The organism is Paraburkholderia solitsugae (assembly GCF_013177695.1).
Lineage (GTDB): Bacteria > Pseudomonadota > Gammaproteobacteria > Burkholderiales > Burkholderiaceae > Paraburkholderia > Paraburkholderia solitsugae.
The window spans coordinates 59,742-81,882 of record NZ_WOEY01000128.1 but is presented as its reverse complement, the minus strand read 5'-3'; the positions used below and the strand labels follow the sequence as shown (position 1 = coordinate 81,882).

Below are 22,141 nucleotides of genomic sequence, written 5' to 3'. Positions count from 1 at the left end.
CGAGCGAGGTCTATGACACATCCCGCTTCAGAACCGAATCCACCGCCGGGCGGCGCCATTGGCGCCGTCACAGGTGACGCTTGCACTGGCGCCGCCTCGAATGCACTCGAGCCCATTCTGGCCACCGCCGGTGTCAGCAAAACGTTCCCGGGCGTAAAAGCGCTGCAGCGGGTGGACTTCCGCCTGTTCCCCGGCGAGATCCACACGCTGATGGGGCAGAACGGCGCTGGCAAATCCACGCTGATCAACGTGCTGACCGGCGTCGTCGCGCCTGACGCCGGCACAATCCGCCTGGGCGGCGAGATCGTGGCGTTTGCTTCGCCGCAGGAGGCCGAGGCGGCCGGCGTGCGCACGCTGTATCAGGAAGTGAACTTGTGCCCGAACCTGTCGGTGGCGGAGAACATCTTTGCGGGCCGGCAGCCAAAACGTTTTGGCGCGATCGATTGGCCCGACATCAAGCGCCGTGCGCAGGACGCGCTGCTTCGTCTCGACGTGACGCTCGACGTCACCCGATCGCTCGACGCCTATCCGATCGCCGTGCAGCAGATGGTGGCGATCGCCCGAGCGCTGTCAGTCGACGCACGCGTGCTGATTCTCGACGAACCCACCTCCAGCCTCGACGATGGCGAAGTCGCCCAGCTTTTCAAAATACTTCGCCATCTTAAACAATCTGCCATCGCCATTCTGTTCGTTACACATTTTATCGAGCAGACCTATGCCATCTCCGATCGCATCACGGTGATGCGCAACGGCGAGCGCGAAGGCGAATACCTCGCACGCGATCTGCCGGCCGATCAACTGGTCGCGAAGATGGTCGGTCACGAGCGCATGAGTGCGCGGTTGCGCGAAGCGGCTCATGACGGGCACGCCACCCATGAAGGGCCCCAGAGCAAGGAAGCTGTTCAGCCGTTCGTCGAACTGCGTGGCGTCGGACGGCGCGGCACGCTGCAGCCGATCGACCTCGACGTACAGCCAGGTCAGATCCTGGGCCTTGCCGGCCTACTTGGGTCGGGCCGCACGGAGACCGCGCGGCTGTTGTTCGGCGCGGACCGCGCCGACAGCGGCACCATCCTGATAGAAGGCCGGCCCGTGCGGCTGCGTTCGCCACACGACGCCGTGCGTTACGGCATCGGTTACTGCGCGGAGGATCGCAAGAAAGAGGGCATCGTCGCAGAACTGTCGATTCGCGAGAACATTCTGCTGGCGTTGCAGGCGCGGCGCGGCTGGTGGCGCAAGATCAAACGGCAGCGCGCGCATGAAATCGCGGACCTGTGGATCGAGCGTCTCGGCATCAAGGCGACGGACGCCGACCAGCCGATCGGGCTGCTCTCCGGCGGCAACCAGCAGAAAGCGCTGCTCGCGCGCTGGCTCGCCACCGACCCCAAGCTGCTGATTCTCGACGAGCCTACCCGGGGCATCGACGTCGCCGCGAAGTTCGACATCATGGACCGCTTGCTCGCGCTGTGCGCGAACGGTCTGAGCATCCTGTTCATTTCATCGGAGATCGGCGAGGTGCTGCGCGTGAGTCATCGCGTGGCGGTGTTGCGCGACCGCCGCAAGATCGCTGAAGTGGCCGGCAAGGCTTCGAACGAAGACAACATTTATCGACTCATCGCGGGGAGCGGCGAATGAAGCTATCGAACTGGTTCGTGCGCGACGGTGCGGAGCGTCCGCTGATCTGGCCGTGTGTCACGCTGCTGCTGTTGTGCGGCCTGAACCTGTGGGTGAACCCGCATTTTCTGTCGCTGCGGATGCTCGACGGCCACTTGTTCGGCGCGCCGATCGACGTATTGAATCGCGCGGCGCCGCTGGCGCTGGTCGCCACCGGTATGACGCTTGTGATCGCGACACGCGGCATCGATATATCGGTCGGCGCGGTTGTGGCGATTGCCGGCGCCGCCGCGGCCACGATCCTCGCGACGCAACCTACCCCGAGCACCGGCTTGATCGCGCAAGCCTTGATAGCGACGTTGATCGTCGGCGTGCTGAGCGGCATGTGGAACGGGCTGCTGGTGTCGTTCGTCGGCATGCAGCCGATCATTGCCACGTTGATCCTGATGGTCGCCGGCCGTGGCATTGCGCAATTGCTGACGGGGGGGCAGATCATACCGATTGGCGCACCCGGCTATCTGTACGTGGGTGGCGGCTATTGGCTAGGCGTGCCGTGCTCCGTGTGGATCGCGAGCGTTGCCGTGCTGGCCACCGCGGTGCTCGTTGAAGGCACCGCGCTCGGGCTCTTCATTCGCGCGATCGGTGTCAATCCGGTGGCGACGCGTCTCGTCGGCCTGCGCTCGAAAGCGCTGGTATTCGCGGTGTACGGATTCTCGGGATTGACCGCCGCGATGGCGGGCATCCTCATCAGTTCGAACGTGCGCAGCGCCGATGGCAACAACGCGGGGCTGCTGCTCGAACTCGACGCGATTCTGGCGGTGACGCTCGGCGGCACGTCGCTGCTCGGCGGCCGCTTCAGCCTCACCGGCACCGTGCTGGGGGCGCTGATCATCCAGACACTCACCTATACGACTTATTCGATCGGCGTGCCGCCGGAAGCGACACTCGTCGTCAAGGCTGCCGTGGTGCTCGCGGTGAGCGTGATCCAGTCGCCCTCGGCGCGCGCGCTCGCCGTGTCGCTCTTCATGCAGCGCGGGGTGGCGCGATGAGGCGACTCCTCGACGCCTGGGCCCATATCGTCGATCCGCGCACGTTGCCGATCGCCGTCACCATCCTGTTGTTTTGCGCGCTGTTCGGTTTCGGCTCGGTGATGTACACCGGGTTTTTTTCGTGGCAAGTGCTGCTCGATCTGCTGGTCGATAACGCCTTCCTGCTGATCGTCGCAATCGGTATGACGTTTGTGATCGTATCCGGCGGGATCGATCTGTCGGTGGGCTCGGTGGTGGCGCTGACCACCATCGTCGAAGCAGTGCTATCCGAACACATGCGTCTGCCGGTCTGGCTGATTGTGCCGATCGTGTTGCTGATGGGCACGGTGTTCGGCGCGGTACAGGGCGCGCTGATTCATTTTTTCCGCTTGCAGGCCTTCATCGTCACGCTGGCCGGCATGTTCTTCGCGCGTGGCTTGTGCTTTCTGATCACGACACAGTCGATCACCATCAACGATCCGACGTTCCAGAAGATTTCCGCGTTTCGCCTCAGCCTCGGCGTCGGTTCGGTTTCCGCCAATGTGTTGATCGCCCTCATCACGCTCGCCGCGGCGATCTATGTCGCGCATTTCACGCGTTTTGGCCGCAACGTGTATGCGATTGGCGGCAACCCGCGCTCGGCGCTGCTGATGGGCTTGCCGGTCGCGCATACGCGGATCGGCGTGTATGCGCTGAGCGGGTTCTGTTCGGCCCTCGGCGGCGCGGTGTTCACGTTCTACGTGCTGTCGGGCTATGGCCTGCAAGGGCAGGGTATGGAGCTCGACGCGATCGCGGCGACGGTGATCGGCGGAACCCTGCTGACGGGCGGCGTTGGCTATGTGATCGGCTCGTTGTTCGGTGTCGGCATTCTGGGCACGATCCAGACGCTGATTACCTTCGACGGCACGCTCAGTTCGTGGTGGACCCGCATCGTGATCGGCGCGTTGCTGTGCGCGTTCTGCCTGCTGCAACGGCTGATCGAGCGGCATGCGAAATCGGTGGGGCGTCCGGGGGGCACCGGTGCTGTCGTGACGCCAGGCCGGGAACGCGGCCGGGGTGACACAGGCGCGGCGTCCGATTCACATGTCATCGGACGCGCGCCGGAACAGGCGCTATAGGAAGAATGCGCGGTGGTGCGGCTTAAGCAGCGTTGAGTTCGCGTCCCTTGGTTTCCGGCAAGGTCAGCGCGGCGAGGATCACGATACCGTATGCCGCGGCGGCGAATACGCCGATCGCGTGACCAAGCGTCATGCTCTGCGAGACGTGGCCGATCAGGAACGGAAACGTCGCGCCGACCGCCCGCCCGAAGTTGTAGCAGAACCCCTGGCCGGAGCCGCGAATGCGCGTCGGAAACAGCTCGGTGAGGAACGCGCCCATCCCCGAGAAAATACCGGACGCGCAGAAACCGAGTGGGAAACCGAGCGCGAGCATCGTGAGGTTGTCGAGCGGCAGTTGTGTGTAGATCAACGCGATCGCACACGAGGCCAGCGCGAACGCGATGAACGCGCGCTTCCGGCCGATTTTGTCGCTGACGTAAGCGCCCGTCAGATAGCCGCAGTACGAACCGACGATCACCACGCCCAGATAGCTGCCGGTGCCGATCACGCTCAGGTGCCGCTCGGTTTTCAGATACGTCGGCAGCCACGTGGTCACCGCGTAGTAGCCGCCTTGCACGCCGGTCGCGAGAATGGATGCGCGCAGCGTCGTCCAGACGATATCGCCGCGGAAGATGTCGAGCAGCGAAGGGTGCGTTTGTGCCGCGACTTGCGCTTCTTTCTGCTGCCGATGCACCTCCGGTTCTTCGACGAAGCGGCGAATCCAGATCACGAACGGCGCCGGCGCAATGCCGATCGCGAACAGCACGCGCCATGCGTAATCGGCCGGTACCCATGAAAACACGGCCATGAACAGCAGCGTCGACACGCCCCAGCCGATCGCCCAGCCTGCCTGCACCAGGCCGACCGCTTTGCCACGGTCACGCGGACGGATCACTTCGCCGATCAGCACCGCGCCCGCCGTCCACTCGCCGCCGAAGCCGAGCCCCATCAGTCCGCGCGCCAACAGCAACTGGGGGAAACTCTGCGCCAGCGCGCAAGCCAGAGTGAACACCGCGAACCAGAGAATCGTTATCTGTAAAGTCTTCACACGGCCGATGCGATCCGATAGCACACCGGCCGCCCAGCCGCCGAGTGCTGAACTCAGCAGCGTGACCGTTCCGATAAGGCCGGCGTCGCCGCGCGTGATGCCCCATGTCGCAATCAGAGTCGGAATCACGAAGCTCAGGAATTGCGTGTCCATTGCGTCGAGCACGTAGCCGATCTTGCAGCTCCAGAACGCACGCTTCTCACCGGTGGAAATCTGCTGATACCACGCAAACGGGTTTTTGCCTGTGCCGGGTGCGTTGTAGCGCTCGGTGTCTGCGGTCAACTGCGCTTCAGTTTTCATACATGGGCTCCGGTCGTAGTCAGTGGCCGCGTCTTGCCGCACGGCTTGTGATGGGACAACTCAAAGAACGCCGCGGCTAGAGCATCGCCAGCGTGGTGTTGGGAATGTCGGTGACGAGCATGTGTCCCGGTTTATGTGCGATTGCAAACGGCAAACGCGCGCTTTCTATCGCGGCTTGCGGTGTGACACCGCAGGCCCAGAACACCGGTAACTCGTCGCTGTGCACGTCGACTGCATCGCCGAAATCGGGCCGGGTGATGTCACGAATGCCGATTAGCGAGGGATCGCCGATGTGAACCGGCGCGCCATGTACCGCGGGAAAACGGCTGGTGATCTGAATGGCGCGGATCGCGTCGGCGGCTTTCATCGGCCGCATCGAGACCACACGGTTGCCGCCGAATACGCCTGCGGCCACGTTGGGCTCGTGTGTTCGATACATCGGCACGTTGACCTGCTGTTCGATATGACGCAGCGGAATGCCCTCGCGCCGCAACATTTCCTCGAATGAAAACGAGCAGCCAATCGCGAAGACCACCAGGTCGTCGCGCCACAGCTTGTCGAGACTACGCACTTCCTCGGCACGTTCGCCGTGGCGGTACACGTAAAACGCGGGGACGTCGTTGCGAATGTCGAGATCGACGCCGAGCGACGGGATGCGCCATTCGCCCGGTTCGCCAATGCCGAGCAACGGGCAAGCCTTCGGATTGAGCGTGCAGAAGCGCAGGAAGTCGTCGGCGTATTGCCTGGGCAGGATGGCGAGATTGGCTTGCGCATAGTCGCCGCAGTAGCCCGCAGTCGGCCCGGACAGGCGGCGGCTGCGAATCTGCTGACGAAACTCGGAAGGCGTGTAGGACATGAACGGCTCGACTCCAGCTAGGTCCAGGTGACTGATGGAATCCAGATTAGTAACGCCAAAAATATCCATCCAGCGAGTTATTCTTGCGTTTCGTTAAATTAAACTTAACAGCGTCGCCAGTGGTTTTGCGGCGATGATCGAGTACTTCGGGTCGCTGTCGGGAGAACTAATGCAATGAATACCCGCTTTGTCGAAACGTTTCTGACGCTCGCCCGTCTAGGCAGTTTTCGCGCGACCGCCGCTGCGATGCATGCGACGCCCGCCGCGATTTCGCTACGTATCAAGACGCTTGAAGCCGAGTTGGGCGTCGAGTTGATCGAGCGCGACGCCGCGGAGTTTCAACTCACGGCGCATGGCGAACGGTTGCTTGCGCATGCGCGCTCGGTGGTGCAGGCCACGCGCTCGCTGCAACTGGCCGCGCAGGACGAAACCCAGGTGACCAAGCGGCTGCGGCTCGGCGTCATCGAAACGGTGGTGCATAGCTGGTTGCCGGACTACATCCGGATGCTGAACGTCGAGTACAACCGCATCGTCGTAGACCTGACCGTTGACTCGAGCGCTGTACTTGGGCCGCGGCTGCGCGCCGGCGAACTGGATCTCGTCATTCAGGTGGAGGAAACCGGCGAGCAGGAAGCGTCGATCGTTTCGACCTTTCTGGCAAGCTATCCGGTGCGCTGGATCGCGCGCCACGATCTGATTCCGTCGAGCCGCGCGAAACATGTGCGGACGGTATTGCAGAAACCCGTGCTGACGTTCGGCCGTGGCACCGCGCCGCAAGTCGCCGTGGAAGCGATCGTGGAGACGCTCGCGAAGCGCGCCGGCGTGCCGCTTGCGGATACCCAGGTGACCTGCATGCCGTCGGTGGCGGTGATTGTGAAACTGTTGCGCGATGGCTATGGGATTGCGGCCGTGCCGGCCTTGTTCGTCGAGCCTTTCCTGAGCAGTGGCGAACTGGGGCAATTGCAGGTGCGTCCACTGCCGCCGCCGATCGACGTTGCCATGTATTACCGCGACGACGCCGACGTTGGCGTGCTGGCGGCCTCACGTGTCGCGCGCAGCGCGTGTGATCAGTATGCGAAGGCGATGGGGAGGCAGTTGATTGAGAGGCGGTGAAGCGAGCGATCAAAAGCACGCAAAACACGTCATTCGTCTTATGCCGTTTGCCGTGCTACACTGTAATAACATTGTGTTTACTTTAGTGCCCCGACCGTTTAGGATTTCACTTCAGGTTCAGCCATGAAAACGACCATCCGCAGAATGGGTAATTCCCATGGTGTACTGATTCCGAAACCGATCTTGACCCAACTTGGGCTGGAGGACGAAGTGGATATGCAAGTGGAAGGAAACGCGTTGGTGATACGGCGTCCGCAAAAGAAAGCGCGTGCGGGATGGGCCGACGCAAGCCGTTCGTTGGCGGCATCGAAAGACGACACGCTGGTGATGGGCGAATTTCCCAACGCCGATGACGCGGGGCTCGAGTGGTAGCGCGCGGCGACGTCTGGCTCGTTGCGTTGGATCCGACCGTCGGCAGCGAGATTCAGAAAACGCGTCCTTGCGTGGTGGTGTCGCCGGCAGAGTTGCACGATCACCTGCGGACCGTGATTGTCGCGCCCATGACCACTGCCGGTCGCGCGGCACCTTTTCGTGTTCCGCTCACGTTCTCGCGCAAGAAAGGGTTGATCCTTCTCGACCAGATTCGCACGGTAGACAAGACGCGGCTCGTGACGCGAGCCGGCGCGGTGTCGGATACGGCGCTATCGAATGCGTTGTCTACGCTGCAGGAAATCTTTGTGGAGTGAGCAATGAAGCGTGCGTCGGCCGAATGGCGTGCCTGTGCTCAATTTGCCTCGAGGCGCCGTTGGGCAGTCGCCACCAGCCTTTCGAACGTAAAAGTACTCGCGGCAAGCGCGGTGGTATCCGGAAAGTGCTCGCGCGCAATGTCCGTCAACACCTGGCCCGGCGGGGCTTCGATCAGCACGCGGGCGCCCATTTCCTGCATAACGGTGAGCGCGTCGAACCAGCGCACGGTGTAGCGCATATTGGTCGAGAGATCGTCGCGAATGGCCTCTGCTGTGTACAAGGGGCGGCCGCCGCGATTGCCGATATAGGTGCTGTGCGGCGTGTGAAAGGGTACGTCCTGTGCGTACGCAACAAGCTCGTCCGTGGCATGCGCGAGCAGTTCGCAATGTGATGGCACGCTTACCGCAAGACGGACCGCTTTGCGTGCGCCTGCTGCCAGCGCGCGTTCGATGAACGTGTCCAGCGTACTATTCGCCCCCGCCATGACGATCTGACGCGGCGCATTCACATTGCCGACATAGACCCGTTGATGGCCCGCATCCGCATGCTGTGTGGCGAGTGTTTCCAGTTGGTGTTCGGTCAAACCCGACACGGCTGCGAGACCGTAGCCGGACGGGTACGCCGTCTCCATCAATTCGGCGCGTTTTCGCACCACCCGTAACGCGTCGGCAAAGCGAATCGCGCCGCAACTGACCGCCGCTGCATACGCACCCACTGACAAACCCGCGCTGATCTCCGGCGTGAGCTGTTCGTCCACCAGTGCGCGCATGATTGCCACGCCCGCGACGGTCAACCCGATCTGAACGGCTACAGTCGAGCGCAACGCGTCTGGCGTGTCGAGTGCGAGTACGTTGGTGCCGAGCACCTGAGACGCTTCTTCGAGTGTGTCGGTTACAGCGTGGTGCTGCGGCAGACGATGCAGAAATCCGTCGGATTGTGCACCTTGGCCGGGAAACAGAAGGGCGAGCATCAGGCATCGACGTGAGCGGGTGCCCACGGATCGGTAACCAACTGTGGGCCGCGAGCATGGCGTGCCATTACGCGTGCTTTGCCCGCTGTCCATTCGGCCAGCGCAACGCCGCCTGCGGGCGTTTCAAGTTGCGCGTCCACGCGAATGCCGGCGCATTGCGCAATGGCTTGCACATGGTCCAGCAACTGCAAGGCCATGTCGTGCGAGAGTTTTTCCGGCGTGCGGATCAACAGATCGAGATCGCTCGAGAGCGTGACAGTGGGTGCCTGAGTGGCCAGTTCGAAGCCTGTGCTGCCGGTTGGTCCCCAAACGAATCGCCCCAATGCGCCGGCTGTGTCGCCGCCGACCGCGTCGCGTTGTAATGCAGCCAGGGCCGTGAAAACGGGTAACGCATTGCGCTCCGCAACAGGAGCGCGTCGCGCTAACGCTTCCGGCGCCACAGCCGTTTCAATATCGTCCAGATGCACCCACGTGCCGTAACGCTGCGACCGCCCCACACCGCGCAAGCCGATCGCGACGAAGCCTTCAGCCGCCAGCGCGCGTCTCACGACCGCATACGGCGCGCGCTCGAATGCCCCGCGAACCCACGCAGGTTCACCGTCGAACCGCGGTAAACGGTGCAAGCGCAGCAGATCATGTGGTTGCCACCGCGCATCGCACGACAACGCGTGATCGGCTGCAAACGGCGGCGCCGCGCAGACCTGCATTACACGGCATCCCATTGTTCGGCGAGACGCCGCCGCACTTCGATCGACGCTGCGCGATTCTTCTGAGCCGCAGCCGATTCCAGACGATGGGACAGATCGCGTTTTCCACTGCGCGCGCTGTGAATCTGTTCGACTAACACCTGCCGCACGCGCTCGATTTGCTCGGCATCCGGCGCATCGGCGTCGACGCCTTCGATCAGCTGATCGAGCAGGCCGAGCTTGGCAAATGACGTCATCGAGTACGACATCGGCACAATGGTTTCGCCGAGCGCGTCGAGTTCTTCGACCGTGCGCCGCGTGACGCGTGCGGCGGCTTCCTTGCCCATCGCGTGGACCATCGTGCCTGGCGCGTCGAGTGCGACGATCAGGTTGGCCTGATAGCCGTGCGCGAGGAACGCACCCGACATGGCGGGTCCGACGATCAGCGCAATCACCGGATGCCCGGCGTCGCGCGCCGATGCATAGGCATCGACCGCTGCGGCGCAGGCGAGGTGAATGCCGAGCATTTCTTCGCGGTAGCCGTACGCCTGGCTTTTGACATCGACGATCGCGACGATCGGGCGGCGCGTACCGCTCGCTGCGTCCTGCGCGATGGCCTCGCGCACAGCGCGCGCGAGTTGCCAGCCTTGTTCGAGACCGACGACGTTATCGGTCGCCCGCGGAAAGCGGTTGTCTGGATCGGGGACGACGGCAATAAAGCGCGTGGTCTCGCCGCCGAGCGACGCATCGCCGCTCCATATGGGCGCTTTACCTGACGGTTCGCCGGCCAGTGCATGGAACCAGCGCGCGCCGCGGCTGAGAGTGGTATCGCTCATGCCTGCTCCTTGCGTGTGTTGTCCTGGACATGCGGGTTGTACACGTCACGCATCGTTTCCGGCGTGACGCTGGCCGGGTCGATCTGCGCGAGGCGGTTAAGGAAAATGTCGACCTGTTCGCTGCGATGCGCAGCCGGCACGCCTTGCGTGAACGCTGAACGCACGGCGGCGCGCACGGCGTCCGCATCGTCGTCGACTAGTTGATCGGCGAGCGCGGTTACGGCCCGTTGTTCGCCGCCAATCAACTGCCAGACGCGGCGCCGATCGCTCGAGTCGAGTTCTTCGATACCCGCTTCCTGTTCGATTACCTCGGGGCCGTTCATGCCGAGCCGCCCTTGCTTCGTCACAACCAGATAAGAGCACAGGGCCGCCGCCAGCGACATCCCGCCGAAGCAACCGACCATCCCCGCGATCACGCCGACCACCGGCACATGCCGGCGCAACGCGACGATCGCGGCCTGAATCTCGGCGATCACTGCGAGGCCGAGGTTGGCTTCCTGAAGCCTGACGCCGCCCGTTTCGAACAGCACGACAGGACGGACGATCTTGCCGCGTTCGCAGTCGCGTAAGGCCATGTCGAGCGCGGCGGCGATCTTGCTGCCCGACACCTCGCCGATGCTGCCGCCCTGGAACGCAGACTCGATTGCGGCGATGACGGCGGGCTCACCGTCGATGGTGCCGCGCGCGATCACACAACCGTCATCCGCCTGGCAGACGACACCTTGCAGCGGCAGCCACGGCGATTCGATTTTGTCGAACGGTCCGAGCAATTCGCGGAACGTGCCCGCGTCGAGCAGCGAGCGGGCGCGTTCGCGCGCCGGCAGTTCGATGAAGCTGTCGCGCAGCATCGGCGCGGAACGTGCGGTGGCGATCGTACTCATGCGTCGTCTCCCTGTTCCGCCGCTTCGATGGCTTCCGCGAGCCGCAGCGCCACGACGCCGGGGGTCGCGCCGAAGTCGTTGATTTCGATTTGTGCGGCGCCGTCGTAACGGGTGAAGAAGCGGTCGAGCACGCTCTTCCAGATGTGGCTGTAACCGTCGACGCTGGTCCGCACGACCACATGCGCGGTCAGGGCCGTGCTGTTTTCAGCAGGCGACAGCAGGACTTCCAGATCGCCCGAACCGACCACGCCGACATGTGCGCGGGTCGTGACGGCGCGTTGCGCCGGATAGTCGAAGGTCAGATGTTCCATGAGGCTGAGCTCCCGCTAGCGTCGTGATGCGCCAGCATATCGAGAAAGAGGGTGGCGGCGAGCAGATCGGCTGCGCCGCCAGGCGATGCGTTGAGCGACAGCAAGTCGTGTTCGAGTGCGGCGAGGGCGGTGCGCCCGTCCGGTGTCGAGCTTCCACCCGCTTGCAGCACTCGGCGCGCGCCTTGTTGTGCCGCGTGCAAACCCGGCAAACCCGCCCGATGCAGCAGGCAGGTGTCGTCGAGCGACACCATGATCGAGAGCAGGGCGTCGACGCACGCGGCGTTTTCGTCGACTCCGCCGGCTCGCGCGGCGAGCAACGCCGGCAAACCGATATCGATCACGTGCGGGAAACCGTCTTGTGCCTCACGGCGTGCTCCGCCCACCTGATAGCGCTGCCGCGCGCGTTCTCCGTGACTATCGGCGGGGGCGGCGAAGCGATCCGGGAAGCAGGCAATCTGCGCTGCGAGTGCGCAGACGTACGAAGCGTTCAGACGCGTACCACAGCCAGGCATCGAAGCACCCGCCACCAGCAAGCCGATAATCCAGATCGCACCGCGATGCGCATTGCTGCCGCCGGTGGCATGCAGCATGTCCTGCTCGCCGGCGCGGCCGATTTGCGCGAGTTCAGTCCGCAAAAGCGCCGATGGTTCGCCGCGGCGGCGCGCCACGCGTGCGAGCGCCGCGAAGGTCGGTTCGAGTGCATGCGCCGAGCGCAGCATGGTGGCGAGATCGAGGTCGCGATGCGCACCGCTGCCGCGCCGGTCGACCAGCGCGGGTTTCGGCGTGAGTTGCGCTTCTTCGATCAGCGCGGTGACGGCATAGCGTGCGAGTTGGGTATCAGACAGTCCCGTCAGCCGCCCCACTGCAGCGCTGTTGGCTGTGCTCGCCGCTTGCGGCATCGTGCCCGTACGGCGTGCTGGCGCAACGGACCAGTGCAGGGTGGCGGAGTCAGCTTCCGTCTCCTGCTGCGGTGCGCCTTCGACGGCCCATTCGAGCAAAGCTTCGCGGGCGCGCATGGTTACCAGCTCCTGAAGCGTGCCGGCGGCGCGTACAGGCCGCCCGACCATGTCACCAGATCGTCGATGCTGCGCGCGGCCAGCAGTGAACGCTTCGCTTCGCCACGCCGAATGCCGAGATCTTCCGGATACGCGACGATGCCGCGCCGGCGCAACTCGGCCGTCTTCTCCGGTTTGGCGCGCAGCCCGATCGGCGTGACACCGGCCACGGCAGCCAACGCCGCGCGCCGCTCGTCGACCCCTTCGGCTTTGTGCAGATACGCAATGCCTTCCTCGGTGACGACATGGCTCACGTCGTCGCCGTAGATCATCACCGGGGCAATCGGCATGCCGCTTTTCGCGCCGACCGCGACCGCATCGAGTTCATCGACGAAGGTCGGTTCGCCGCCCTTCTTGTACGTCTCGGCCATCTGTACGACCAGCTTCTGTCCGCGCGAGACCGGGCCCTGATCCTTCAGCAGTTTGAGCCACGCTTCACTCGAATGACGTCGGCCGCGCGGATGGTGACCCATGTTCGGCGCGCCCCCGAAACCGGCGAGGCGTCCGCGCGTGACCGTCGATGAATTCGCGTCTGCGTCGATCTGCAAGGTCGAGCCGATAAACAGATCGACGCCGTATTGACCGGCCAGTTGGCAGAGCACACGGTTCGAGCGCAGGCTGCCGTCGTTGCCCGTAAAAAACACGTCGGGGCGCGCTTCGATATACGCCTCCATGCCGACTTCGCTGCCGAAGCAATGGATGCTGTCGACCCAGCCCGATTCGATCGCGGGGATCATCGTGGGATGCGGGTTGAGCGTCCAGTTGCGGCAGATCTTGCCTCTCAGGCCGAGCGATTCGCCGTAGGTGGGTAGCAGCAATTCGATCGCCGCGGTATCGAAGCCGATGCCGTGATTCAGTGACGTGACGCCATACGGTTCGTAGATGCCGCGAATCACCATCATCGCGGTGAGCACCTGCAGGTCACCGATATGCCGTGGGTCGCGCGTGAAGAGCGGTTCGACCGCGAAGGGCCGATCCGCCTCGACGACCACGTCGACCCACGACCCTGGAATATCGACGCGCGGCAATTCATCGACGATTTCATTGACCTGCACGATCACGATGCCGTGCCGGAACGCGGCGGCTTCGGCGATGGTCGGCGTGTCTTCCGTGTTCGGACCGGTGTACAGATTGCCGTGACGGTCGGCCTTGTCCGCGCACAACAGCGCGACGTGCGGCGTCAGATCCACGAACATCCGCGCGTACAACTCGACGTACGTGTAGATCGAGCCGATTTCCAGCTGGCCGTCTTCGAGCAACTGCGCGACGCGCAAACTCTGCGGCCCGGCAAACGAGAAATCGACTTTGTGCGCGATGCCGCGCTCGAACAACGTCAGATGCTCAGGACGGCCGATGCTCGAAATCAGCAGATGCACGTCGTGGATTTTTTGCGGATCTACCTTGGCGAGCGAGCGGGACAGGAAGTCGGCCTGTTTCTGATTGTCGCCTTCGAGTGCGACGCGGTCGCCCGGTTGAATCAGCGTTTCGAGTGCATCGATGATGCGGTTTGTCGGCAGGACGCCGTCTTCCAGCCATGGCGCAATGGCCGCGAGGCGACGGTTCTTTTCGTCGCGGCGCGTGGTCCAGGAACGTGCGGGGGTGGAAGCGTAGGCGGCTTCGGCGGGTCGGTTCATCGGCGGATTCAGCTCCCGGAAGTGGTGCGCGTGCGTCTGGCGCGCGGCTTGGGTTGATTCGCAAGCGCGGCTTCCGCCTGCGCGCGTTCGGTCAGGAAACGATGAAGCAGGTCGCCAGTGCCGAGCAGATGCGTGACGACCAGGGACTGTGCTGCAGGAATATCGCGGCGTTGTACCGCGTCGAGCAAGGCGGCGTGTTCGTTGTCCGACTCGCCTTTGTACGACGGCAAGCCGAACTTCAGGCGCAGATACCGTTCGCCGCGCCGATGCAGCGTGCCGATCATGTCCTCGAGTTGCGGACGGGCAGCGGGTGCGTACAGGCTCATATGGAACGCCTCATTGCGCCCGACGTACAACGACGGGTCCGACTCGCGTTCAGCGGCACGGCAAAGGCCGGCGGCTTCGCGCAGCGTGGCGGCGGTGTGATTGGGAATGGCGAGGCCGATGGCAAGGCTCTCCAGCGCGGAGCGGATCTCGTAGATTTCGCGCGCTTCATCCGCCGACAACGGCGCGACGGTCGCGCCTTTATGCACGGCGGTTCTCGCCCAGCCTTCGCTTTCGAGTTGGCGCAAGGCTTCACGCACAGGAATTGCGCTGACCGAGAAATGCCGTGCGATTGCGTCCTGTCGCAGCGGTGCACCTGGTGCCAGGGTGCCGTCGACAATCGCCGCGCGCAGTGCCTCGGCGATGACGTGGGACATGCTCTCACGCGGCGCCGCAGCCGGTAGAAGCGGGCTGCGCGCCGGGGCGTCCAGGGGAAAACCATCTATTGCGTCGTTCATGATATCGAATATTATATATGAAATTGCGCACTTTAAAGGCGGGCAAACCCGGAAAGTTTTTCGCCACCGGCGGCCTGTGGTGTCCTCTCAGCGTCGTATCTCTCAACGTTATACGAGGCGTACCGATTCAGTAACAAGCGCGCGATCCCGTCGTTCCCTTTATGTCAGCCACGTACGCCACGTACGTCAACCGCAGGGCCGGAGGAGCATGATGAGTTCACTAACCGACCGCACGTCGGTCGCGCGGCGCCGTACGCCGCTCAATCGTTCGCAGATCGCAGGGTTTTGGGGAGCATGGGCCGGCTGGACGCTCGACGGGATGGACTCGTTCATCTACGCGCTCGTGTTGACGCCGGCGTTGACCGAGTTGTTGCCGCGCTCGGGGTACGCCGCGACGCCCGCGAATGTCGGTCTCGCCGGTTCGATTCTGTTCGCGTTATTTCTGGTCGGCTGGGGGCTGTCGTTCATCTGGGGGCCGTTGGCGGACCGCTTCGGCCGCACCAAGGTGCTGGCGGGCACCATTTTCACGTTCGCCATTTTCACGGGACTGGCCGCGACCTCGCACAACGTGTGGGAGCTCGCCATCTATCGCTTCATTGCCGGGGTCGGCATTGGCGGCGAGTGGGCGTTGGCGGGGACGTATGTGGCCGAGTCATGGCCGGAAGATCGCCGCAAGATGGGTGCGGGGTACCTGCAAACGGGCTACTACGCCGGATTCTTTCTGGCGGCGGCGCTCAACTATACGATCGGCGTGCACTTCGGCTGGCGCGCGATGTTCCTGACCGGCGCGGTGCCGGTCGTGGTCGCGATTCTGGTGCTGCTGCGCGTGAAGGAGTCGGAGAAGTGGCAGAAGGCGGAGGCGAGCACCGTGCAAGTCAAACCGCTGCGCGAAATTCTCGGGCCGACCTATCGGCGCCGCACGTGGGTCGCGTGCATTCTGCTGACCATCGCGATCGTCGGTTTGTGGGCGGGCGCGGTGTACGAGCCATCGGCTGTGATTCAACTGGCGACGAAGGCCGGCATGGCGAAGAACGATGCGATCAGGACGGCGTCGCTCGCGACCGGCTTGCTGTCGATTGCGACGATTCTCGGCTGTCTCGCGTTGCCGCCGATGGCCGAGCGGATCGGCCGAAAAAAGACGTTGGCGATCTACTTCACTGGCATGGCGGTGGCGATTGTCGGCAGTTTCGGCTGGGCGTTCTATCTGCCGAACGGGCTCGCCCCGTTTATCGCATGGCTCTTCGTGCTGGGTTTCTTCGGCGGTAATTTCGCGCTATTCAGCTTGTGGCTGCCGGAGCAGTTCGAGACTCGAGTGCGTGCGACGGCGTTTGCGTTTTGCACGTCGTTCGGACGGTTTGTCGGGGCGGGGGTCAACTTTCTGCTCGGCGCGGCCGTGTTGCATATGCATACGCTCGGCGTGCCGGTGGCGCTCACGGCACTGGCGTTTATCGTGGGGTTGTTCGTGATTCCGTTTGCGCCGGAGACGAAGGGGGAGGTGCTGCCGCAGTGAGTCGCTTCCACAACGACGACTGAAACGAAAAACCGGACGCACTGTCCGGTTTTTCATTTAACGCATCAACGCATGCTATGTGTCAAAACCCTCACATATGCCACCTGGCCGACACCGTCAGCGTGCGCGGCGCGCCCGGCATGTTGTACATATCCGCGTTGCCGTGTGCCGCGATGAAGTACTTGCGATCGAACAGGTTATCCAGTGTCAAGGCCACGTCCACGTTCTTGCCGTGATACCCCGCGCCGAGATCGAACGTCACAAACGAAGGCAACGTCACCGCATCGCTCGCCGATGTATAGCGTGCCGACTGGAACTGCGCACCGCCAGCCGCATAGAACCCGTACTTCAGATCACGCTTGATCCACACGCTCGCGCTATGACGCGGCATCAAGCCCGGCGTATTGTCGTGCAGCACCAGCCCGGCTGAACTCGCTTGCGGCGAGCCGTCGACGTTTCCGTTCAGATACGCGTAGCCCGCATACACGGACCACTTTGGCGCGATCTCTCCCGTCATCGAAAGCTCGAGACCGCGCGTGTGCTGCGTGCCGATCGGCAGCGCGTAAGTCGGGTTGGCCGGATCGGCGATCTGCTGATTGGTCTGCTTCATGTCGAACAGCGCGACGCTCGCGCTCGCGCGGCCCAGGTCGAATTTCGAGCCGACTTCAAAACTGGTCGTCTTTTGCGGCGCCAGCGCCGAACCGTTCGCAAACGCGCCGCTGCTGATCAGCGTATCGGCGAGCGGCGAGAACGACTGGCTATACGACGCGTACAGCGACACCCAGTCGAGCGGTTCGTAAATCAGCCCGACGCGCGGACTCCACGCGCGGTCCGTGCGATCCAGATTCACGTGCGTCGAGGTGTAGTCGTTGCGGGTCTGCGTCAGGTAGTCGAAGCGCAGGCCTGCGAGGACCTTCCAGTGCTCGGTCAGCGAGATCAGGTCTTGCGTGTAGACGCCGGCGAGTCCGAGCACCGTCGCTGCATTCGTCTTTGCCGCGGTACCCGGTTTGACGCCCGGCAAATCGATGAGCTGCGGATCGTACAGGTTGTAGGTGGCGACCTTGTTGGTCGAGTAGATCGTGTCGAACTTCTGCTGTTGTGACAACTCGACGCCGTATAGCAACTCGTGCTTCATGCCGAACAGCGTGGTCTTCTGCGTCAACTCGAAGAGGCCGTCCACACCGTGATCCTGACGAAAGCGGGTCGACTGGTCGAGCGTTACGACCGGGTTCAGTGCCGTCTTGATCGGTTCACATGTGACGTAATTTTTGCGTTCGAGCGAAAAGTCGTACGCGCGCACGGCAGTGTGCAACGACAGCGAATCGTTGAAGCGATGATCGAGCGATACGGTTGCGCTTTTCGCGTCGACATCGTTATACGACGTGTTGGCGGCGTCGGCCGAACCGTAATACGTGTTGATGGGCACGTTGACCGGGCGGCCGAGATAAGCGGGCAGTCCCTGATCCGACGTGCGTCGGTCGTGCAGATAGTCGGCTTCGAGATTGAGCGTGGTGTCTTTATCGATGCGGAATTGCGCGGACGGCGCCACGGCCTGGCGATTCAACTGGAACTGATCGCGAAAGCTGTTCGAGTTTTCGGCGGCACCGGTGATGCGAAATCGCGCGGTGTCGTTCGCATTCCAGCCGAGATCGAATTCGCCGCGCCGTTCGCCTTCGGTGCCGAGCGTCACGCCCACGGCTTGCTGTGGATCCGCCGTCGGCTTCTTCAGGACGCGGTTGATCAGGCCGCCGGCCGAGCCGCGTCCATAGAGCACGGCCGCGGGCCCCTTCAGGACGTCGACGCGCTCCACGTTCGACAGATCGCGGTAGTAAAGCGCATCGTCGCGAATGCCGTCGACGTATTGATCGGTGATGTTGTTGAAGCCGCGCAAGGTGATCTGGTCACGCTGGCCGTCGCCGACCGAAAAGCCGATACCCGGCACATTGCGCAATGCGTCCTGCAACGAGGTGGCGTTCTGTTCGTCGAGCAGCGCGCGCGGCACGACGTTGACCGTTTGCGGCACGTCCATTAGCGACATGTTCATCTTCGTCGCTGTGTTCGAGGTGCTTGAGTCGTACGAGCGATCGGCGGCGGCTTTGACGGCGATGGCGGGCAGGGTGCCGTCGGCGGCGCCGGCGGTGGGCGTCGTTTCCTGCGCCAGCAAAGGTTTGGCGCTGGCAAGAGACGTGGCGAGCAGCAATGCGCGGTAAGTATTCTTATTGACGTTCATGGCGACGTTCTTCGAGTGTGGATCGGTGGTGCTATTGGTTTTCGTGTGCAGCGGAAGCGGTGACGCAAAAGCGCCAGGCGGGCGCAAAAAAAGCGCAAGCAGGCGCGCACGGCCCGGCAAGGGCCGTGTGGTCGGTCAAGCGAGTTGAAGTGGTGATTCCCCTGTTGCTGTCGAATGAATTCGAAAATTGAAACGGCCGGGGTGCCGTGCGTCAGCGTGCGAGATGCGCTGACGTGACATCGGCTGCCTCGGAATGGCATGTCGATGTGGGGACGGGAGGTGCGGCAGAAGCCGGATCAGTGCCCGGCTCGTAATGTCTTGAAATTATAAACGAGAACGATTCTCGATTGTGCAGGCTGAATGGAAAATGCGGGGTTTCTGCAGGTTTTTTTTCGGCGAAATGAAAGCTGATGCCGCGAACGCTAACTGTCGCGCGGTCACTGCAACCGGCGTGCAACTGGCGTGCGACTGGCGTGCGACTGGCGTGCAACCAGTCTGGCGCCGCCGGCCTACTGCTCAAAGCTCAATCCGCGTGATGCCGCGCCCGTCCGCCGGGACGCAGCATCGAAAGCAACGGCCAGCCGAGATTCACGCCGAGGCTGGCGACGACGATCAATACCATGCCCGCGAGTTGCGGTAGCGACAGCGCCCGCCCATACACAACCGCATCGACCACGATCGCCGTCAGCGGATAGACGAACAGCAGCACGGCGATGATCGGCGTGGTCAGCTTCGGCAGCGCGCCGTAGATCAGCACATACGAGAGCCCCGTATGCAGCACGCCCATGCCGACCAGCCAGAACCACTGCATCGGCCCAATGTGCACGGCAGTGAGCGGCGCAATGAACGGCAGGCACACCACGCCGACCGCGCATTGCGCGAGCGTCAGCAAATGCGGCCGCAAATTGCCGAGCCCTTTGGCGATCAGCGTGACACTCGCATACAGCACTGACCCAGCCAAGGCCTCGCCGATCCCGATCAGATAGCTCGCGTGTCCCTGCAGACTCCCGGCGGCCGCGACGCCCGAGGCCAAAACAAGTCCGACGAACGCGGTCGCGATCCAGCCGAGCCGGTCGGCGCCGAGGCGCTCGTTGAATAGCGCCGCGCCCATCAGCACGACCCAGAACGGCTGCACATGAAACACCACCGTCGCCACCGCAATACTGGTGCGATGAATCGCGTCGAAGAAACCGACCCACTGCGTGACCATCAACACGCCGGAGATCAACGCCAGCGCGACGGTGCGCCGCGTGAAATGCGCGCGTGTGAAGAATCCTTTCCACGCGCAATACGCGGCGAGCGAGAGGAAACCGAACAGGCAGCGAAAGAACACCAGCGTCAGCGCGCCGAGCCGCGCTTCCTCGACGAAGATGCCGAGCGTGCCCATCAGAAGCCCGCCGCTGGCCAGCGTGATGGCGCCTTGTTGACGTTGGGTGAGGGACATGCGATGCGGCTCCATAAGGTGGAGCCACAAGTATTGCGCGGCTTGCGCGGCACCGGCAAACGAATTAAATTGAGTAATTCCATAAGCTGGATTGATAAATCATGCACCCCGAATTCGACGTCGATTTGCTGCGCACCTTCGTCGCGGTGGTGGAAACGGGCAGCTTCACGAAGGCGTCGACTACGGTGCACCGCTCGCAGGCGGCGGTCAGCATGCAGATCAAGCGGCTCGAAACCATGCTCGGCACCACGCTGTTTGCGCGCAACACGCGCAATCTTTCGCTTACACGGCCCGGCAATACGCTGCTCGAATACGCGCGGCGCGTGCTGGCGTTGCATGAGGAGGCGTGGTCGGCGATCGTGCGGCCCGAGGTGACCGGGCGGGTGGTGCTCGGCGCACCGGACGATTACGTGTCGTCGCTGTTGTCGCCGGTGTTGCGGCGCTTTTCAAATCTGTATCCGCACGTGGAGATCGAGATTGTCTGCGCGCAGAGCACGTCGCTCGCACCGATGCTGGCGGACAACAAGATCGATCTCGCCTTCGTCACGCGTGACCGCAAATTGCGTGGCGAATTCGTGCGCAGCGAGCCGATGGTGTGGGTGGGGGCGTCGGTGGATACGCCGGTGCTGGCGGCGTCGCCTTTGCCGGTCGGGCTTTACGAGCCGGGTTGTGTCGCGCGCCAGCATACGCTGGCTGCGCTGGACGGTGCGCGCATCCGCTATCGGGCGGCGTTTAGCAGCGCAAGTTTGATGGGATTAGTGGCGACGGTGGACGCGGGGCTGTCGGTGATTGCGCTCACGCGTTGCAGCGTACCGCCGCGGCTGGCGATACTCGGCGAAGCGCAAGGCTTGCCGAAGATCGCGCCGCTGGAAATCGTGGTGGCGCGCAGCGCCAAATCGGACCGGCCTACGTGCGATTATCTGGCCGCGCAGATGGTGCAGGATTTGTCGCTGCGCCCGCAAACGCGCGGGGCGGCGGCGTCCGCGTAGCGTTTATCGCCTAGACGCGCGGATAAGCTGTCACTTCGCCATCCACGGCGAGCCGCACGTGTTCCCCCGGCCGCGGCGACAGATACCCCGGTACCCGGGCGCGCACCACGGTCCGCGCGCCGGACTGCAATTGCAGCGTGACACCGGCGTCCTGCCCCTGAAAGATCACGTCCTGCACGACGGCGTCATGGGCCGCCGCGCCATTCGGCATTGTCTCTTCAGCACGAAGCAGACGGATCTGTTCAGGCCGCACCATCACATCGACTGTGCCATTGCCCATCGGCTCGCACAGCGGCAAGTCGCCGAGCTCGCAGTCGACGCGATCCTGCTTGACCACGCCCGGCAACAACACCGCTTCACCGACGAACGACGCGAGTTCACGTGTCACCGGCCGGCGGTACAGCGTCTCCGGCGTGGCGGTCTGGATCAGCCGGCCGTTCCACAGCACCGCGACCTCATGACCGAGCGACAGCGCTTCCGATTGATCGTGCGTGACAAGAACCGCCGTTGCGCCCGTCGCGGCCAGGGCGCTTGCCACCGCTTGCCGCGTTTCGAGCCGCAAGGCGGCGTCGAGCGAGGAGAAAGGTTCGTCGAGCATCACCAGCGTCGGCGCCGGCGCGAGTGCGCGCGCCAACGCCACACGCTGCTGCTGACCGCCCGACAACTGCTGCGGCGCGCGCGTGCCAAAGTTCGTCGGCAAGCCGACCAGCTCCAGCAATTCAGCCACACGATGACGTGCGCGGCGCTGCGTACGCGGCAAGCCGAACACGATGTTGTCCGCCACGGAAAGATGCGGAAACAGCGCGCCTTCCTGCGGCACATAGCCGATGCGGCGCTGCTCGGAAGGCACATGCAGGTTGTCGCCGGCGACACGGCGCCCGTCGATTTCGACGCTGCCGCTATCCGCGCGTTCGAAGCCGCACAACAGACGCAGCAAGGTGGTCTTGCCGCTGCCGGACGGTCCGAGCAGCGCGAGCAGCGTGCCGCGCTCGACGGAGAGATCGATGCCGTGTAGCACCGGATGGCCGTCGAACGATTTTTGCAGTCCGCGGATACGAAGTTCGCTCATGAAA

At 63.5% G+C, this 22,141-nt stretch carries 21 protein-coding genes; 8 read left to right on the top strand and 13 right to left on the bottom strand.

The genetic code is table 11. The features are described 5' to 3' along the window. Nucleotides 1-12 precede the first annotated feature (12 nt). Genes GNZ12_RS32670 through yjfF form a run of 3 tightly spaced genes read left to right on the top strand, consistent with a single transcriptional unit; the run spans nt 13 to nt 3,757 of the window. Complete coding sequence (locus GNZ12_RS32670) at nt 13-1,632, top strand: sugar ABC transporter ATP-binding protein (protein ID WP_172316163.1); 1,620 nt, start codon at nt 13-15, stop codon at nt 1,630-1,632. After that, entirely contained in the window at nt 1,629-2,660 is a 1,032-nt protein-coding gene (locus GNZ12_RS32665) for an ABC transporter permease (RefSeq protein WP_172316162.1), read from the top strand. Before GNZ12_RS32670 ends, GNZ12_RS32665 begins: the two co-directional genes overlap by 4 nt. Beyond that, nucleotides 2,657-3,757: a galactofuranose ABC transporter, permease protein YjfF gene (gene yjfF / locus GNZ12_RS32660; RefSeq protein ID WP_172316161.1), complete on the top strand. Its 1,101-nt coding sequence runs from the start codon at nt 2,657-2,659 to the stop codon at nt 3,755-3,757. Before GNZ12_RS32665 ends, yjfF begins: the two co-directional genes overlap by 4 nt. Nucleotides 3,758-3,779: 22 nt before the next feature. On the opposite strand, the gene GNZ12_RS32655 is transcribed toward yjfF, so the two are convergent. Together GNZ12_RS32655 and GNZ12_RS32650 are read right to left on the bottom strand one after the other, a co-directional pair. Further along, nucleotides 3,780-5,084, bottom strand: coding sequence for an MFS transporter (locus GNZ12_RS32655; RefSeq protein WP_172316160.1), 1,305 nt, complete (start codon nt 5,082-5,084; stop codon nt 3,780-3,782). Between the two features lie 76 nt (nt 5,085-5,160). Beyond that, on the bottom strand, nt 5,161-5,940 hold the full coding sequence (locus GNZ12_RS32650) for a putative hydro-lyase (RefSeq protein WP_172316159.1): 780 nt from the start codon (nt 5,938-5,940) through the stop codon (nt 5,161-5,163). A 174-nt stretch (nt 5,941-6,114) separates the two neighbouring features. On the opposite strand from GNZ12_RS32650, the gene GNZ12_RS32645 reads away from it, so the two are divergent. The 3 genes from GNZ12_RS32645 (at nt 6,115) to GNZ12_RS32635 (ending at nt 7,739) form a co-directional block, all read left to right on the top strand. Beyond that, complete coding sequence (locus GNZ12_RS32645) at nt 6,115-7,053, top strand: LysR family transcriptional regulator (RefSeq protein WP_172316158.1); 939 nt, start codon at nt 6,115-6,117, stop codon at nt 7,051-7,053. Nucleotides 7,054-7,176: 123 nt separating this feature from the next. Further along, nucleotides 7,177-7,425 carry an AbrB/MazE/SpoVT family DNA-binding domain-containing protein gene (locus GNZ12_RS32640; protein WP_074287847.1) on the top strand — a complete coding sequence of 83 codons (249 nt, stop codon included), beginning with the start codon at nt 7,177-7,179 and terminating at the stop codon, nt 7,423-7,425. Then, nucleotides 7,419-7,739: a type II toxin-antitoxin system PemK/MazF family toxin gene (locus GNZ12_RS32635; protein ID WP_172316157.1), complete on the top strand. Its 321-nt coding sequence runs from the start codon at nt 7,419-7,421 to the stop codon at nt 7,737-7,739. Before GNZ12_RS32640 ends, GNZ12_RS32635 begins: the two co-directional genes overlap by 7 nt. 38 nt (nt 7,740-7,777) lie before the next feature. Here GNZ12_RS32635 and mdcH read toward each other — a convergent pair whose 3' ends face one another. The 8 genes from mdcH to GNZ12_RS32595 all read right to left on the bottom strand — a co-directional run bounded on the left by mdcH (nt 7,778) and on the right by GNZ12_RS32595 (nt 14,895). After that, nucleotides 7,778-8,710, bottom strand: coding sequence for a malonate decarboxylase subunit epsilon (gene mdcH / locus GNZ12_RS32630; protein WP_172316156.1), 933 nt, complete (start codon nt 8,708-8,710; stop codon nt 7,778-7,780). Then, complete coding sequence (locus GNZ12_RS32625) at nt 8,710-9,417, bottom strand: malonate decarboxylase holo-ACP synthase (protein WP_172316155.1); 708 nt, start codon at nt 9,415-9,417, stop codon at nt 8,710-8,712. The genes mdcH and GNZ12_RS32625 overlap by 1 nt, the downstream gene beginning before the upstream one ends. Further along, nucleotides 9,417-10,232 carry a biotin-independent malonate decarboxylase subunit gamma gene (gene mdcE, locus GNZ12_RS32620; protein ID WP_172316154.1) on the bottom strand — a complete coding sequence of 272 codons (816 nt, stop codon included), beginning with the start codon at nt 10,230-10,232 and terminating at the stop codon, nt 9,417-9,419. Before mdcE ends, GNZ12_RS32625 begins: the two co-directional genes overlap by 1 nt. Continuing rightward, nucleotides 10,229-11,113, bottom strand: a complete 885-nt coding sequence (locus GNZ12_RS32615; RefSeq protein WP_172316153.1) for a biotin-independent malonate decarboxylase subunit beta — start codon at nt 11,111-11,113, stop codon at nt 10,229-10,231. Before GNZ12_RS32615 ends, mdcE begins: the two co-directional genes overlap by 4 nt. Continuing rightward, nucleotides 11,110-11,424, bottom strand: a complete 315-nt coding sequence (locus GNZ12_RS32610; protein ID WP_172316152.1) for a malonate decarboxylase subunit delta — start codon at nt 11,422-11,424, stop codon at nt 11,110-11,112. The genes GNZ12_RS32615 and GNZ12_RS32610 overlap by 4 nt, the downstream gene beginning before the upstream one ends. Then, nucleotides 11,412-12,323: a triphosphoribosyl-dephospho-CoA synthase gene (locus tag GNZ12_RS32605; protein ID WP_235993950.1), complete on the bottom strand. Its 912-nt coding sequence runs from the start codon at nt 12,321-12,323 to the stop codon at nt 11,412-11,414. Before GNZ12_RS32605 ends, GNZ12_RS32610 begins: the two co-directional genes overlap by 13 nt. A gap of 119 nt (nt 12,324-12,442) precedes the next feature. Continuing rightward, a complete protein-coding gene (gene mdcA / locus GNZ12_RS32600; RefSeq protein WP_172316150.1) occupies nt 12,443-14,113 on the bottom strand; it encodes a malonate decarboxylase subunit alpha in 1,671 nt (556 codons plus the stop codon). A gap of 8 nt (nt 14,114-14,121) precedes the next feature. Further along, nucleotides 14,122-14,895, bottom strand: a complete 774-nt coding sequence (locus tag GNZ12_RS32595; protein ID WP_172316149.1) for a GntR family transcriptional regulator — start codon at nt 14,893-14,895, stop codon at nt 14,122-14,124. A gap of 211 nt (nt 14,896-15,106) precedes the next feature. Here GNZ12_RS32595 and GNZ12_RS32590 point away from each other — a divergent pair, with 211 nt between their 5' ends. Further along, a complete protein-coding gene (locus GNZ12_RS32590) occupies nt 15,107-16,405 on the top strand; it encodes an MFS transporter (protein WP_172316148.1) in 1,299 nt (432 codons plus the stop codon). Nucleotides 16,406-16,496: 91 nt separating this feature from the next. Here GNZ12_RS32590 and GNZ12_RS32585 read toward each other — a convergent pair whose 3' ends face one another. Next, on the bottom strand, nt 16,497-18,635 hold the full coding sequence (locus GNZ12_RS32585; protein ID WP_172316147.1) for a TonB-dependent receptor: 2,139 nt from the start codon (nt 18,633-18,635) through the stop codon (nt 16,497-16,499). 523 nt (nt 18,636-19,158) lie between these two features. Further along, nucleotides 19,159-20,079: a DMT family transporter gene (locus GNZ12_RS32580; RefSeq protein WP_172316146.1), complete on the bottom strand. Its 921-nt coding sequence runs from the start codon at nt 20,077-20,079 to the stop codon at nt 19,159-19,161. 101 nt (nt 20,080-20,180) lie between these two features. On the opposite strand from GNZ12_RS32580, the gene GNZ12_RS32575 reads away from it, so the two are divergent. Continuing rightward, on the top strand, nt 20,181-21,068 hold the full coding sequence (locus GNZ12_RS32575) for a LysR substrate-binding domain-containing protein (protein ID WP_172316145.1): 888 nt from the start codon (nt 20,181-20,183) through the stop codon (nt 21,066-21,068). Nucleotides 21,069-21,078: 10 nt separating this feature from the next. On the opposite strand, the gene GNZ12_RS32570 is transcribed toward GNZ12_RS32575, so the two are convergent. Further along, nucleotides 21,079-22,137, bottom strand: a complete 1,059-nt coding sequence (locus GNZ12_RS32570; protein WP_172316144.1) for an ABC transporter ATP-binding protein — start codon at nt 22,135-22,137, stop codon at nt 21,079-21,081. Nucleotides 22,138-22,141: the final 4 nt, after the last annotated feature.